This is a genomic window from Phyllobacterium sp. 22552 (genome assembly GCF_052044585.1).
Classification (GTDB): Bacteria; Pseudomonadota; Alphaproteobacteria; order Rhizobiales; family Rhizobiaceae; genus Phyllobacterium; species Phyllobacterium ifriqiyense.
Genome location: NZ_JBQENG010000004.1, coordinates 262,743 through 276,688 on the forward strand (window position 1 = coordinate 262,743; position 13,946 = coordinate 276,688).

General features: G+C 54.5%; 14 protein-coding genes and 1 pseudogene. 9 read left to right on the forward strand and 6 right to left on the reverse strand.

Annotated features, from left to right (window positions below; all coding sequences use genetic code 11):
* Nucleotides 1–72: 72 nt before the first annotated feature.
* The 6 genes and pseudogenes from pheT to infC all read right to left on the reverse strand — a co-directional run bounded on the left by pheT (nt 73) and on the right by infC (nt 5,869).
* Nucleotides 73–2,487: a phenylalanine--tRNA ligase subunit beta gene (pheT, locus tag ACTJI9_RS11450; protein ID WP_440808088.1), complete on the reverse strand. Its 2,415-nt coding sequence runs from the start codon at nt 2,485–2,487 to the stop codon at nt 73–75.
* Between the two features lie 64 nt (nt 2,488–2,551).
* On the reverse strand, nt 2,552–3,634 hold the full coding sequence (pheS, locus tag ACTJI9_RS11455) for a phenylalanine--tRNA ligase subunit alpha (protein ID WP_336440306.1): 1,083 nt from the start codon (nt 3,632–3,634) through the stop codon (nt 2,552–2,554).
* 153 nt (nt 3,635–3,787) lie between these two features.
* Nucleotides 3,788–4,189 carry a 50S ribosomal protein L20 gene (rplT, locus tag ACTJI9_RS11460; RefSeq protein ID WP_008127401.1) on the reverse strand — a complete coding sequence of 134 codons (402 nt, stop codon included), beginning with the start codon at nt 4,187–4,189 and terminating at the stop codon, nt 3,788–3,790.
* 41 nt (nt 4,190–4,230) lie between these two features.
* Complete coding sequence (gene rpmI, locus ACTJI9_RS11465) at nt 4,231–4,431, reverse strand: 50S ribosomal protein L35 (protein WP_008127399.1); 201 nt, start codon at nt 4,429–4,431, stop codon at nt 4,231–4,233.
* Between the two features lie 193 nt (nt 4,432–4,624).
* A pseudogene (locus ACTJI9_RS11470) lies at nt 4,625–5,242 on the reverse strand (methyltransferase family protein).
* A gap of 90 nt (nt 5,243–5,332) precedes the next feature.
* Nucleotides 5,333–5,869 (reverse strand): translation initiation factor IF-3, encoded by a 537-nt coding sequence (gene infC, locus ACTJI9_RS11475; RefSeq protein WP_040855885.1) that lies wholly within the window; start codon nt 5,867–5,869, stop codon nt 5,333–5,335.
* Between the two features lie 214 nt (nt 5,870–6,083).
* On the opposite strand from infC, the gene ACTJI9_RS11480 reads away from it, so the two are divergent.
* From ACTJI9_RS11480 to accD, 9 genes are all read left to right on the forward strand, one after another.
* Nucleotides 6,084–6,875: an alpha/beta hydrolase gene (locus ACTJI9_RS11480; protein ID WP_440808092.1), complete on the forward strand. Its 792-nt coding sequence runs from the start codon at nt 6,084–6,086 to the stop codon at nt 6,873–6,875.
* A gap of 11 nt (nt 6,876–6,886) precedes the next feature.
* On the forward strand, nt 6,887–8,032 hold the full coding sequence (locus ACTJI9_RS11485) for a benzoate/H(+) symporter BenE family transporter (protein WP_440808094.1): 1,146 nt from the start codon (nt 6,887–6,889) through the stop codon (nt 8,030–8,032).
* A 115-nt stretch (nt 8,033–8,147) separates the two neighbouring features.
* Nucleotides 8,148–8,597, forward strand: a complete 450-nt coding sequence (locus ACTJI9_RS11490) for a DUF2852 domain-containing protein (protein WP_115054540.1) — start codon at nt 8,148–8,150, stop codon at nt 8,595–8,597.
* 109 nt (nt 8,598–8,706) lie between these two features.
* Nucleotides 8,707–9,477, forward strand: a complete 771-nt coding sequence (locus ACTJI9_RS11495) for a M48 family metallopeptidase (protein WP_440808098.1) — start codon at nt 8,707–8,709, stop codon at nt 9,475–9,477.
* Complete coding sequence (locus ACTJI9_RS11500) at nt 9,477–10,118, forward strand: YdcF family protein (protein WP_440808100.1); 642 nt, start codon at nt 9,477–9,479, stop codon at nt 10,116–10,118. Before ACTJI9_RS11495 ends, ACTJI9_RS11500 begins: the two co-directional genes overlap by 1 nt.
* Nucleotides 10,119–10,187: 69 nt before the next feature.
* A complete protein-coding gene (locus ACTJI9_RS11505) occupies nt 10,188–10,847 on the forward strand; it encodes a phosphoribosylanthranilate isomerase (RefSeq protein ID WP_440808101.1) in 660 nt (219 codons plus the stop codon).
* Entirely contained in the window at nt 10,844–12,112 is a 1,269-nt protein-coding gene (gene trpB, locus ACTJI9_RS11510) for a tryptophan synthase subunit beta (RefSeq protein WP_440808103.1), read from the forward strand. Before ACTJI9_RS11505 ends, trpB begins: the two co-directional genes overlap by 4 nt.
* A gap of 2 nt (nt 12,113–12,114) precedes the next feature.
* The gene (gene trpA, locus ACTJI9_RS11515; RefSeq protein WP_307281572.1) at nt 12,115–12,954 is read left to right on the forward strand and encodes a tryptophan synthase subunit alpha; all 840 of its coding nucleotides are present in this window, start codon (nt 12,115–12,117) and stop codon (nt 12,952–12,954) included.
* A gap of 44 nt (nt 12,955–12,998) precedes the next feature.
* On the forward strand, nt 12,999–13,919 hold the full coding sequence (gene accD / locus ACTJI9_RS11520) for an acetyl-CoA carboxylase, carboxyltransferase subunit beta (protein ID WP_115054534.1): 921 nt from the start codon (nt 12,999–13,001) through the stop codon (nt 13,917–13,919).
* Nucleotides 13,920–13,946 lie beyond the last annotated feature (27 nt).

Consider the following 13,946-nt stretch of genomic DNA (forward strand, 5'->3'; position numbering starts at 1 on the left):
ATCAGCAGGGTAAGAGAGGGGGGTGATTTGCCCCCTCTCTCACAATTTCTCTCCCCCGATGGGGAGCAAGGCTTACCCGCGCAATACGCCGCCTGTCTGCTTGGCAACGCTTTCGACCACGCGTTTAGTCAGCGCGTCGAGATCCTCATCGTTCAAGGTGCGTTCCTGTGGTTGGATCGCCACTTCGATAGCCACGGACTTCTTGTCCTCGCCCAGTGAAGCGCCCTCGAACAGATCAAATACCTGCACGCCGACAATCAGCTTCTTGTCGCTGCTCAATGCCGCACGGACAATGGTGCCAGCTTCGACAGATTTGTCGACGACGAAAGCAAAATCGCGGCGTAGAAGCTGCAAGTCAGAAAGGTTGAGCGCTGGTTTCGTCCGGGTGGCTTTCTGCTTCGGCTCCGGTATCGCATCAATGAAGATTTCGAAGCCGCAAAGATTGCCGCCGACATCCAGTGTTTCCAGAGTTTTCGGGTGGAATTCGCCGAATGTGCCAAGAATCACTTTTGGACCGAGCTTGATCGTGCCGGACCGGCCTGGATGATACCATGCTGAACCGCCTGCCTCGATCTGCAACTTGTCGACGGGTGCACCGCATGCCTCCAGAACCGCAATGGCATCGGCCTTGGCATCGAATACGCCAACGGGCGAAGCATTGCCTGACCAGTGGCGACCAGTTCCCTCGAAACGAGCCGTGCCACGACGAACACCTGCCGCAACGCGGCGCTGGTCTTCCGGAGCATTGCCTTCATAAGTGCCGGAAACCTCGAACAATGCGAGATCGTTGAAACCGCGATCCGCATTGCGTTGAGCAGCGGCAAGCAGGCCGGGTAACAAGGAAGGACGCATGTCGGACATATCGGCGGCAATCGGATTGCTCAATTTAAGCTCCGGCTTTCCGCCACCAAAGGCTTTAGCAGCGCTTTCCGAAATGAATGACCATGTGACAGCTTCCATCATACCGCGCGACGCGAGTGCTCGCTTGGCATTGCGCGTGCGGATCTGCAAAGTCGTCAAAATCTTGCCATTGACTGCGGCGTGGCTGACCAGCGGCTGCGGCTCAATCAGATTGATACCGTGAATACGCATGACTTCTTCAACCAGATCGGCCTTGCCATCCACATCCGGGCGCCATGACGGCACCACGACATCAACCAATTCGCCTGTACCCTGAGGCACGAAACCCAGGCGGGACAAGATATCGAGACTGGTCTTGGTCGGCACGTCGATACCAGTCAGGCGCTTGACTTCAGATGCGGGGAACTTGACCGTCTTAGGAGTGTGGCCCTTGTAGCCCACAACCTTGGTTTCAGACGGCGTGCCACCGCAGAACTCAAGAACCAGTTGCGCAGCAAGTTCAACACCCGGGATCATCTGCTCAGGATCAACACCGCGCTCAAAGCGATAGCGGGCATCGGTGATAATACCGAGCGTGCGGCCCGTGCGAGCAACGTTCATCGCGTCCCATAGCGCGGACTCAATGACGACATTGACCGTGTTTTCGTCACAACCGGAGTGCTCGCCGCCCATGACGCCAGCAATGGATTCTACCCCGTTGTCGTCAGCGATAACGACATTCTCCGGGCTCAAAGTATAATCCTTGCCATTGAGACCAAGGATCGTTTCACCGTCGCGGGCGCGGCGGACCGTCAGCTGGCCCTTGACCTTATCCGCATCGAAAACATGCAGCGGGCGGCCACGGTCGAACGTGACGTAATTGGTGATGTCAACCAGCGCATTGATGGGACGCAAGCCAATAGCGATAAGACGTTGCTGCAACCATTTCGGGCTTGTGCCATTCTTGACACCCTTGACGGTGCGCCATGCAAAGCCCGGGCACAGATAGTCTTCGCCTTTAAGATCGAGAGCTACCTCGACCTGCGGCGCGCCTGTGCCTTTTACAGGTTCAATCGCAGGTGTTTTCAGCGTGCCAAGACCAGCGGCAGCCAGATCGCGGGCGATGCCATAGACACTGGTACAATCCGGGCGGTTCGGTGTCAGGTTAATCTCGATGACCGGATCATCAAGGCCAGCATAGGCGGCAAAGCTCGTGCCGACGGGGGCATCAGCAGGCAGATCAATAATGCCATTATGTTCATCGGACATTTCCAGCTCACGCTCGGAGCACATCATGCCGTGGCTCTCCACGCCCCTGATCTTGCCGACCGAAAGCGTGATATCGATACCCGGCACATAGGCGCCCGGCGCTGCAAAGGCTCCGATTAATCCGGCACGCGCGTTGGGTGCACCGCATACAACCTGAAGCGGCTTGCCGTCGCCCGTATCAACGGTGAGCACCTGCAGCTTGTCCGCATCCGGGTGCCTTGAAGCGGTCAGAACCTTGGCGATGACAAATGGCTTAAGCGCTGCCTTGTCGTCGAGAGACTCGACCTCAAGACCGATCATGGTCAGGGTTTCGACGATTTCATCCAGCGAGGCTTGCGTCTCAAGATGATCTTTCAGCCAGGAGAGTGTGAATTTCATGATTTCACTCGTTTCTCAATATTATTCGGGCTAGGCCCGATATCTCGGTCGGTTCTGCCGCGCCTTAAGCGCTCAGACCTCCAAACAGGGTTGGCATGTCGAGCGGACGGAAGCCGTAATGCGACAGCCAGCGTACATCGGCATCGAAGAAGGCACGAAGATCGGGCATGCCATATTTGAGCATGGCAATGCGATCAATGCCCATGCCCCAGGCAAAGCCCTGATACTCATCCGGGTCCAATCCGCCATGACGCAGTACATTTGGATGCACCATGCCGCAGCCGAGAATCTCCATCCAGTCATTGCCTTCACCGAACTTCACTTCCTTGCCGGAGCGGTCGCACTGGATATCCACTTCCAGCGATGGCTCGGTGAAAGGGAAATAGGACGGGCGGAATCGCATCTTCAAGGATGGGACCTCGAAGAAGGTTTTGCAAAATTCTTCAAGCACCCATTTCATATTGGCGACATTGGCCGTCTTGTCGATGACCAGCCCCTCGACCTGATGGAACATGGGCGAGTGGGTGGCATCGGAATCCATCCGGTATGTCTTGCCCGGAATGACAATGCGGATCGGCGGCTTCTGCGCTTCCATGGTACGGATCTGCACTGGGCTCGTGTGGGTACGCAGCACACGCCGGTCATTCTTCTCATCTGGATTGAAGAAAAACGTATCGTGCATTTCGCGAGCCGGATGGCCTTCGGGAAAATTGAGCGCCGTGAAATTATAGTGATCGGTCTCGATATCCGGACCTTCGGCAATAGCGAAACCCATATCGGCGAAGATCGCCGTGATTTCGTCAATGACCTGACTGATCGGATGAATACGACCGCGCTCTGCTGGAGAAGCTCGCAAGGGAAGCGTCACATCAAGCTTTTCCCTGGCAAGACGCTCGGTTATTGCAGCATCCTTGAGCATCGTCTTGCGAGCGCTAAGTGCTTCAGTAATGCGATTCTTCAAGCCGTTGATTGCCGGGCCTTGGCTCTGGCGCTCTTCCGGCGACATGGAACCAAGCGATTTCAGCTTTTCGGAGATAGACCCCTTTTTGCCCAGCGCCGCTACGCGAACGGCCTCAATCGCGGCTTCATCGTTGGCAGCATCGATCTGCGCGGCAAGGGCGCTTTCCAATTGTGTAAGCTCATCCATGGCTTTTCACCTGTTATTCTACAGTGACATGTCGGATGCCGCTTTTTCCTTGCAGAACAGAGCGGCGTTAAAAATCGAAAAACCCGCGCCAGCCGAGCCAGCGCGGGTTTCCCAAACTTAAATTTTCGAATGCTTTGGGAGCGGCGGCTGGACTTAGCGGACAGCGCCTTCAAAAGCGTTCGGTGTGGTATCTTTAAGATATTCGAGCGCCTTCTTGGCAGAAGCCACGATTGCACCGAATGCTTCAGGCTCGTGGATCGCGAGATCCGAAAGAACCTTACGGTCAACTTCGATGCCCGACTTTGTCAGACCATCGATGAAGCGGCTATATGTCAAACCATGCTCACGCACAGCAGCGTTGATGCGCTGTGTCCAGAGAGCGCGGAATGTGCGCTTCTTGTTCTTGCGATCGCGATAGGCATATTGCTTCGAACGATCGACAGCAGCCTTGGCGGTCTTGATTGTATTCTTGCGGCGACCGCGGAAACCCTCGGCCTGCTTCAGAACTTTTTTATGCTTGGCGTGGGACGTAACGCCCCGTTTTACACGTGCCATGATATGATCTCCTTAACTTAGGATGGATAACGTTGCCCGGATCAGAGACCGTTAGGCAGGAACTTCTTCACGATTTTCGCATCGGCATCAGCAAGAACCATGGTTCCGCGAGCGTCACGAATGAATTTGTTCGAACGTTTGATCATGCCATGGCGTTTGCCAGCGGCGGCGGCTTTGATTTTGCCAGTTCCGGTAATCTTGAACCGTTTCTTGGCAGCAGATTTGGTCTTCATCTTGGGCATTTTGCTACTCCTGATTTATTGAGGCTTGCGTCATTTCAAAGAAACAACCACCTCTTGATTGACTTCAGGCCGACCAAAGCCTGAAAGCATGTAAAACCGCCACGGCATGCCCTGCCGGGCGGTTTGAACGGGTGCTTCTTACCAGAAGACACCAAAAGCGCAACTGTTGAATCGTGCAGCGCTGCCGAATTTATCAATAAAGCCGCAACAAAACCGGCAAAACATGGGTCGATTGCAGATATTCAACAAATTCCAACAAGGGGTATCACACAAAAAATACCAGCCCGTCAGCCAGCGTCTTATACAGCATGGATGCCCTGACGCTCAATAATTCACTTTCCCTATAAATGGATAGATTCGGGAAAAATCGCGGCACAGCGCGTTTATAGGATATGTAGGTCTCGCCAAAATTCCGCTCAAGGTAGCCTTCCTCGGCAAGAATGACAAAGTGGAAGGCCGCATAACAGATGAGGGAAAGAGCCACCCCCACGATCAGACTACCGGTCATCATGCCGATACCCGCAGCGCCCAGCGCAGAAAACACATAAAGCGGGTTCCGGCTGATCGAATAGGGGCCGAGCCGCACAATTTCAGCGCTCTTGCGCCCGCCAATATAGAGCGTGCACCACATTCGCCCGAGAATTGACAGGACGATCATGCCCACGCCGATATCCTCGATATATTCATGCGCCCAATCATCCAGCCATGCCGAACGGATTGTCAAAAGAGCCATGAGGACAAGTGCAGTGATGCCCGCAACAACCAAACGTCTGCGCCGCTGAAAACGCGACATGTCTTTCGGGGAATTCAATGCCATGGGGGTGTCATCCATTTGCCAGGCATTATGCCATGAACGGAAAAAGCCGCCCGAAGGCGGCTTTTCAAAGGCAGTAGATCGATTTTAGCGAGGTGCCAGAACCATCATCATCTGGCGGCCTTCAAGCTTGGGCTCGGCTTCCACTTTGGAAATCTCCACGGTGTCTTCCTTGACCTTGTCGAGGAGACGCATGCCGAGTTCCTGGTGGGCCATTTCACGGCCACGGAAACGCAGTGTTACCTTGACCTTATCGCCTTCTTCAAAGAAACGCTTAATCGCGCGCATTTTCACGTCATAATCATGCGTGTCAATGTTCGGGCGCATCTTGATTTCTTTGATTTCAACTGTCTTCTGCTTCTTGCGAGCTTCCGCAGCCTTTTTCTGGCCCTGGTATTTCAGCTTGCCAAGATCAACGATCTTGCAGACCGGCGGCTCAGCATTTGGCACGATCTCGACAAGGTCGAGTCCCGCCTCGTCGGCCATCGCCAACGCTGCCTGAATCGTTACGATACCGTGGTTTTCACCTTCGGCATCAATGAGCTGTACCTGGGGTACCCGGATATCACGATTGGAACGTGGTCCATCTTTCTGGACCACCTGGGCTCTAAAGGGTCGGCGAATGGCAGTAGTCTCCTTGAATTATTTCGGACCCGCAAATAGCATCACACGGCCTTCGCCGCAATGCTTATGCTGTGCTGGCGGGCATCAATGTTACTATTTTCAGGATAAATCACTCAAATTAGAGATAGGAATATTTCAGTTTTATGCAATGGGGCAGGCTTTATCGTTCTGTTTTCCCATGCAAGAAGAAGAATATCGAGAGTGAGTCCCGCCCATGACACAATCCCCGCCCGAGTTTCTTGAGCTGAACGGAATCAATATCGCCCTGCGAAAGCGTGCCGGAGCCAATCCTGGCATAGTCTGGCTGGGCGGATATCGCTCGGACATGCTCGGTAGCAAAGCAAATTTTCTGGACGAATGGGCCACGAAACATGGGCATGCTTTCCTGCGCCACGATTATTCCGGCCATGGGGAATCGGGCGGCGAATTTCACGACGGAACCATCTCGCTCTGGCTTGAACAAAGCCTTGCAGTTTTCCGGCAGTTCTCATCGGGCCCGCAAATTATCGTCGGCTCCTCCATGGGCGGCTGGATTGCCCTGCGTCTACTCGCAGAATTGCAAAGGCTCGGAGAAGGCGGCCGCATTGCCGGTCTGGTGCTGATTGCACCGGCACCGGATTTCACGTCAGAACTGGTGGAGCCAAAACTGACCAATGACCAGCGCCGCCAGATTGCCGACCGCGGTTATATGGAAGAGCCATCCGAATATTCGGACCAACCCTATATCTACACAAAGGCCTTGCTTGAAGATGGCAGGATCAATCAGGTCCTGAAAGGCGTTATCCAGACCGATTGCCCGGTGCACATACTGCAGGGCATGCAGGATGAAGATGTGCCTTATAGCCACGCAATGAAGCTCGTAGACCATCTTCCCGTCGATGATGTAACGATTACGCTTATTCGCGATGGAGATCACCGGCTTTCGCGACCACAGGACCTTGAACTTTTGGGTCGTACCGTGTCTTCAATGGCTGGCAGTATCCAGCCCACTCCCTCTGTTCAATAATCAGGTCCGCCATGCGCTTTTCCGTCATCGCCTCCGCTGTCGTTGCTGCCGTCGTCGGATTTGGCGGAACTTTGGCTCTTGTCATTGCGGCAGCCAACGCTCTGGGCGCTACCCAGGCCGAAACAGCAAGCTGGGTTACGGCAAACTGCCTCGCCATGGTTGCAGCCACGGGCTATCTGAGCTGGCGATATAAAATGCCGATCATCAGCGCGTGGTCGACGCCTGGCCTTGCACTGATTGGCAGCTCAATCGGCTTTACCATGCCGCAAGCCGTTGGTGCATTTATCGTTACGGCGATCGCCATTATTCTTACGGGGCTAATCAAGCCCATATCCACCTTTGTATCGAAGATACCTGCATCGATCGCTTCAGGAATGCTGGCGGGCGTGCTCTTTGCCTTTCTGACGGGAGCCGCCCGCACGATCCCTATTGATCCCTTGTTCGTCTTGCCGCTCATTTTGCTGTTTTTCGTCATCAGGCTTTTCAACCCGGCCATGGCGGTGCTTGCGGTTCTTTTCGGCGGCGTGATTTTTGCTTTTCTCAGCGGGCGCGTGGCCAGCGTTCCGGCGATTGAACTATCCACGCTCACGCTTATCATGCCGGTATTTGATATGCAGGCGATGATCGGCCTCGCCTTGCCACTCTACCTTGTGACAATGGCCTCGCAGAATCTGCCGGGATTTGCGGTAATGCGTGCTGCAGGTTACGAGCCGCCTACAGCGGCCGCACTGCAGGTGACAGGGCTTGTATCGCTGCTCACCGCACCCTTTGGAGCGCACACCAGCAACATGGCGGCAATTTCCGCCGCGATATGCACCGGGCCGGATGCTCATCCCGACCCGGCCAAACGCTGGCTGACCGGGCCGTTTTATGCATTAAGCTATCTTGTATTTGCAATTTTCGGGGCCTCGCTGGTTGCGCTTTTCGCGGTTCTTCCGGCGCCCTTGATTGCGCTTGTGGCTGGTCTTGCCCTCATTGGCGCATTCGTTAACGCGCTGACTCTGTCGTTGAAAATCGAAGAGGAGAGACTGGCGGCAATTGTCACTTTTGCCGTGACTGCATCCGGCATTGCCATTGCCAGTATTGGTGCTGCATTTTGGGCTTTGGTGGCAGGACTACTCGTTGCCGGACTGGAGCACGCAAAGAAACGGGCCTGATTTCAAACTCTTAGAGTAATTGAAATCACGTTTTCTTGAAAAGCCGCAAAGTTTTTCCCATGTCGTTCATAATCGACCAATTGGGGTCGGGGTTCTTAAGAAGGAAGGGCTCAATATGAACAATGCTGCTTTGATCCGGCCGGGCTGGACTCCCGCGACCATCGCTCTGATGATTATCGGGTTCATGTTATTCTGGCCGCTGGGTTTTGCCATGCTCGCCTATATTCTCTGGGGCGATCGCCTTGAGGGTTTCAAGCAGGATGTAAATCGCAAGACTGACAGTTTCTGCGGTGCGTTTCGCCGCAACAAGCGTTCGGCACATTTTGGCCGCGCTCCCTTTGGCACAGGCAATGCTGCTTTCGACGAATGGCGTGACAAGGAATTGGAACGTCTTGAGGAAGAGCGCCGCAAGCTTGACGAAATGCGCGCGGAATTTGAAGACTATGCCAATGAGCTTCGTCGCGCCAAGGATCGCGAAGAATTCGATCGCTTCATGGCAGAACGCAACGCAGTCTCCAAAAAGCCATCTGGCACCGTGCCCGATGTGAATGAAGACCAGCAATAATCCGCTTTGTTAAAATCCAAAAAGCGGCGGCGGAAATTTTTTCGTCGCCGCTTTTGCTTGTCGAACCACGCACGATGATTTTGCCACCGAATCATTTAATATCATCATCATGATCCTATCCTTGTTTCGGGCTTCACCTCCCAAACCGGTCAAGAAATCAGCCACACTGAGGGCCGAGCGGAGCTATGAAGTTGCGGGCCGAATTTTGCCCTTGCGCGTGGTGGAAAATGCACGGGCGACACGGCTGACCCTGCGCATTGATGCGGGGGGCAAGGGTTTACGCATCACCGTGCCTCCCGGCGTTCTATCACGCGAAATCGACAAGTTTCTTGTGCGCCATGAGGGCTGGATTGAAACGCGTGTTGCCAAAATGCCGGATCAGCCCAAGGTGCGGCCCGGCGTAAAAATACCGGTGCGCGGTGTGCCCCATCTTATCGTTCACGAGCCGGCGGCGCGTGGAACTGTGCGGCAGGAAAACGGTGCTGAAGGCCCACGCCTCATCGTTTATGGCGACAGACCTCATCTCGCTCGGCGTGTTGGCGACTTTCTCAAGCGTGAAGCCAAGCGCGATCTCGAAATTCTTGTGGCACGGCACACGGCAACGGTTGGGCGGCGCGCCAAAGTCATCCGCATCAAGGACACAAAAAGTCGCTGGGGCTCGTGCACATCCGATGGCACGCTGGCGTTTTCCTGGCGTATCATGATGGCTCCGCCGCCGATTATCGACTATCTGGTCGCGCATGAAGTGGCGCATTTGAAAGAAATGAATCACGGCCCGAAATTCTGGAAGCTGTGCGGCGAGCTTTGCCCCGATACCGAACGCTGCAAGGCTTGGCTGAAGCGCAATGGCGGCTCTCTGCAGGCGATCGATTTCACCTGATGTCTGCTGCTGTTTCACCCGCCGTGCTTGGGGCAAGCCGCGTGCTTTGGGATTTTCACCTTGTCTATGACGAGCTTTCCCCGGCAGATTTGATTATCGGGCTTGGCAGTTATGATCTGCGTGTTGCGGATCATTGCGCAAAGCTATTGCATCAAGGTTTGGCCAACCGGATTTTGTTTACCGGAAAATCAGGCAATTGGACGGGTCGGCTTTACCCGACATCGGAGGCAGAAGCCTTTGCCGCGCGCGCCGAGGAGCTTGGTGTTTCCAGCAAAGCAATATTGATCGAGCCCAATGCAACCAATATCGGGGAAAATATCCGCTATGCCCGCAACATGGCGGGCGATGCTACCAAGCGCATTATCATCGTTACAAAACCGCAGACGCAGCGCCGCGCTTTTGCAACGGTTCGGGCGCAATGGCCGAATGTCGAGGCGATGGTAACGGCGCCGCCGACTTCATTCGAGCAGCAGCCTACCAATGCCTATCCCCTGGACAATTTCATCAATGAAATGGTGGGCGACGTGAAGCGCCTGATCGATTATCCCGCCAAGGGCTATCAAATTACGCAATCCATCCCGGCGCATGTCGCGGATGCATTCGATTTTCTTGTTAAAGCCGGTTACGACAACCATCTATAATTGGTGGCTGCAAAAGCGTTTTGCACCAAAATCCTCGACTTTGACGCATTTTCATGCGAGTTGCGCCCTATGAACCTTGATATCAAAATATGCGGATTGAAAACCGACGATGCAGTTGCTGCAGCGCTGGATGGTGGCGCATCGCATATTGGCTTTATTTTCTTTGCAAAAAGCCCGCGCAATATCGATCCGGTTGAAGCAGGAAGGCTGCGAAAAGCAGCCATTGGCAGGGCAAAGGCAGTTGCCGTGACTGTTGACGCCGATGATGCAACGCTTGATGCGATTGTTGCTGCGATGAAACCGGATTTCCTGCAATTGCACGGGCACGAAACTGTAGAGCGTGTTGCCCAGGTGAAGGCGCGTTTCGGGCTGCCTGTAATCAAGGCTTTTGCCTTACGCGAGCGCGATGATCTTGACCAGATCAAACCTTATGATGGCGTGGCCGATATGTTTCTTTTTGACGCCAAGCCGCCCAAGGGATCTGAGCTTCCGGGCGGAAATGGTGTTTCTTTTGACTGGCAGCTGCTCAGCGCGCTTGGCGGGCAGGTTCCATACATGCTTTCCGGCGGGCTGAACGCGGCTAATATTGGCGCGGCGCTGCAAGCGACGAATGCGCGCGGTATTGATATTTCATCGGGTGTGGAGTCCGCTCCGGGCGTTAAAGATGTTAGCCTGATCAAAGAGTTTTTTCAGGCGGTACGCGCCGCTCAAAGCGTGAATGCGGTATGACAGGGAGTATGGTGGTGGACAAGGTGGCGGAACCCAATTCATTTAAAACAGGCCCCGATGAAGAGGGCATGTTCGGTATATTCGGCGGACGGTTTGTTGCCGAAACCCTGATGCCATTGATCCTTGAATTGCAGCAGGCCTATGACGATGCCAAGAACGACCCTTCCTTCAAGGCGGAGCTGCAGGAACTCTCCACCCATTATGCCGGACGGCCTTCAAAGCTCTATTATGCCGAAGGTTTGACCAAGCATGTTCGTCAGCTTGCCAAAGATCAGGGTCTTGATGGCGGTGCCAAGATTTACTTCAAGCGCGAAGACCTGAACCATACGGGCAGCCACAAGATCAATAATTGCCTCGGCCAGATTCTTCTCGCCAAACGCATGGGCAAGACCCGCATCATCGCGGAGACTGGTGCTGGCCAGCACGGTGTCGCTTCGGCTACGGTTTCTGCGCGCTTTGGCCTGCCTTGCGTGGTCTATATGGGCGCAACCGATGTTGAGCGCCAAAAGCCGAATGTCTTCCGCATGAAACTGCTCGGCGCTGAAGTGAAGCCCGTCTCATCGGGCCACGGCACGCTGAAAGATGCGATGAATGAAGCGCTGCGCGACTGGGTTTCGAATGTCGATGACACATATTACCTGATCGGCACTGCCGCAGGTCCACATCCTTATCCAGAACTTGTGCGCGACTTCCAGTCTGTCATCGGATCGGAAGCGCGCGAGCAGATCCTGGAGCGTGAAGGCCGCCTGCCCGACACGATTATCGCTGCTGTTGGCGGTGGTTCCAACGCAATCGGGTTGTTCCATCCATTCCTTGACGACAAAGGTGTCGAGATCATCGGTATTGAAGCAGGAGGCCGTGGACTGGACGGCGAAGAGCACTGCGCTTCGATGAGCGCTGGCCGCCCGGGCGTGCTACATGGCAATCGCACCTATTTGCTGCAAAATGCCGATGGCCAGATTCTCGATGGTCATTCGGTTTCCGCCGGTCTCGATTATCCCGGCGTCGGTCCCGAGCATTCATGGCTGCGCGACACGGGCCGTGTCTGCTATGTGCCTATCCTCGATGATGAAGCGCTGGACGCTTTCACGCTGACAACGCGCACGGAAGGCATTATTCCTGCGCTGGAATCGGCGCATGCGATTGCCCATGCGGTGAAAATTGCGCCCAAAATGGCGCAGGACAAGATCATGATCGTCAATCTTTCAGGCCGCGGCGACAAGGACGTGCATACTGTCGGCCAATTGCTTGGAATGGATATCTGACAATGGCGACACGTATCGATGCAAAATTCGCGGCTTTGAAGGCTGAAGGCCGTCCGGCACTGGTCACCTATTTCATGGGTGGCGATCCGGACTTTGAAACCTCACTCAGGATCATGAAGGCCTTGCCGGGTTCCGGTTCGGACATTATTGAGCTTGGCGTGCCTTTCTCCGATCCGATGGCCGACGGTCCGGCCATTCAGGCTGCCGGTCTTCGCGCCCTTAAAAAGGGCATGTCGTTGACTAAGACGCTTGATCTGGCGGCGCGGTTCCGGGAAACGGATAATACGACGCCAATCGTCATGATGGGTTACTACAACCCGATCTATATTTATGGCGTTGACCGCTTTCTGAAAGATGCGGTTGCCTCGGGCATTGATGGTCTAATCATCGTTGACCTTCCACCGGAAATGGATGAAGAGCTTTGCATTCCTGCAATCAAGGCCGGCATCAATTTCATCCGTCTTGCCACACCCACGACTGATGAAAAGCGCCTGCCAAAGGTTTTGCAGAATACATCCGGCTTCGTTTACTACGTTTCGATGAATGGCATTACCGGTTCAGCTTTGCCGGACACGACAAGGATTGCCGCAGCCGTTCACCGGATCAAACAGCACACGGATTTGCCTGTCGTGGTTGGTTTCGGCGTCAAGACTGCCGAGCAGGCCAAGGTCATGGGGGCTTCCGCTGACGGCGTTGTGGTCGGTACCGCAATCATAAACGCGGTGGCCAATACGATTAATCCGGATGGTTCGCTTGTAGCCGATCCTGCCGAAGCTGTAGCGACGATGGTTCAGGGCCTGTCGAGCGGCGTACGCGCAGTGCGACTTGCAGCAGCCGAATAGAAGTCTTAAATCAACATTCCGATAGATAAAAAACAGGACCGATCATGAACTGGATCACGAACTACGTCCGGCCGAAAATCAATTCGATGCTTGGACGTCGTGAAATGCCGGAAAACCTCTGGATCAAAGATCCCGAGTCCGGCGAAATGGTCTTTCATACGGATCTGGAAAAGAACCAGTGGGTTGTGCCATCGTCCGGCCACCACATGCGTATTCCAGCCAAGGATCGTCTGAAGTTCTTCTTCGACAATGGCGTTTACGAAACATTGGAACAGCCGAAGGTTGCAACCGATCCGCTGAAATTCCGTGACGAAAAACGTTATGTCGATCGCCTGAAGGAGCACCGCTCCAAGACCGGACAGGAAGATACAATCATCAATGCGCTTGGCACGATTGAAGGTCTGCCGGTCGTCGTTACAATCCACGATTTCAACTTCATCGGCGGCTCGCTCGGCATGGCAGCCGGTGAAGCCATTATCAAAGGCTTCGAAACTGCTATCGCCCAGAAGAAGCCGCTCGTTCTCTTCGCTGCATCTGGCGGCGCGCGCATGCAGGAAGGCATTCTTTCGCTGATGCAATTGCCGCGCACGACAGTAGCGGTGGAAATGCTGAAAGAAGCAGGTCTGCCCTATATTGTTGTTCTTACCAACCCCACGACAGGCGGCGTTACTGCTTCCTACGCCATGCTTGGCGATATTCACATTGCCGAGCCTGGTGCGCTTATCGGCTTTGCCGGACAGCGCGTTATCGAGCAGACTGTACGCGAGAAGCTTCCTGAAGGTTTTCAACGGGCAGAATATCTCAAGACGCATGGCATGGTTGATATGGTCGTTCCCCGCACGGAGCTGAAAACGACAATTGCAAGGCTTTTGAAGATGTTGATGGGCGAACCGGCAACGGAGAAAGTTGTTGAGCCGGAAGCGGAAACGCCAGCAGTTCCGGCAATAGCTGAAGCGCAATCTTGACGGGTTTCGGTTTATTGGAAACCGCAT

Bases quoted from the DNA above. Each gene is read 5' to 3' on its own strand.
- pheT (WP_440808088.1), bottom strand. From the start codon at position 2,487: ATGAAATTCACACTCTCCTGGCTGAAAGATCATCTTGAGACGCAAGCC.
- pheS (WP_336440306.1), bottom strand. From the start codon at position 3,634: ATGGATGAGCTTACACAATTGGAAAGCGCCCTTGCCGCGCAGATCGAT.
- rplT (WP_008127401.1), bottom strand. From the start codon at position 4,189: ATGGCACGTGTAAAACGGGGCGTTACGTCCCACGCCAAGCATAAAAAA.
- rpmI (WP_008127399.1), bottom strand. From the start codon at position 4,431: ATGCCCAAGATGAAGACCAAATCTGCTGCCAAGAAACGGTTCAAGATT.
- ACTJI9_RS11480 (WP_440808092.1), top strand. From the start codon at position 6,084: ATGACACAATCCCCGCCCGAGTTTCTTGAGCTGAACGGAATCAATATC.
- ACTJI9_RS11485 (WP_440808094.1), top strand. From the start codon at position 6,887: ATGCGCTTTTCCGTCATCGCCTCCGCTGTCGTTGCTGCCGTCGTCGGA.
- ACTJI9_RS11490 (WP_115054540.1), top strand. From the start codon at position 8,148: ATGAACAATGCTGCTTTGATCCGGCCGGGCTGGACTCCCGCGACCATC.
- ACTJI9_RS11495 (WP_440808098.1), top strand. From the start codon at position 8,707: ATGATCCTATCCTTGTTTCGGGCTTCACCTCCCAAACCGGTCAAGAAA.
- ACTJI9_RS11500 (WP_440808100.1), top strand. From the start codon at position 9,477: ATGTCTGCTGCTGTTTCACCCGCCGTGCTTGGGGCAAGCCGCGTGCTT.
- ACTJI9_RS11505 (WP_440808101.1), top strand. From the start codon at position 10,188: ATGAACCTTGATATCAAAATATGCGGATTGAAAACCGACGATGCAGTT.
- trpB (WP_440808103.1), top strand. From the start codon at position 10,844: ATGACAGGGAGTATGGTGGTGGACAAGGTGGCGGAACCCAATTCATTT.
- trpA (WP_307281572.1), top strand. From the start codon at position 12,115: ATGGCGACACGTATCGATGCAAAATTCGCGGCTTTGAAGGCTGAAGGC.
- accD (WP_115054534.1), top strand. From the start codon at position 12,999: ATGAACTGGATCACGAACTACGTCCGGCCGAAAATCAATTCGATGCTT.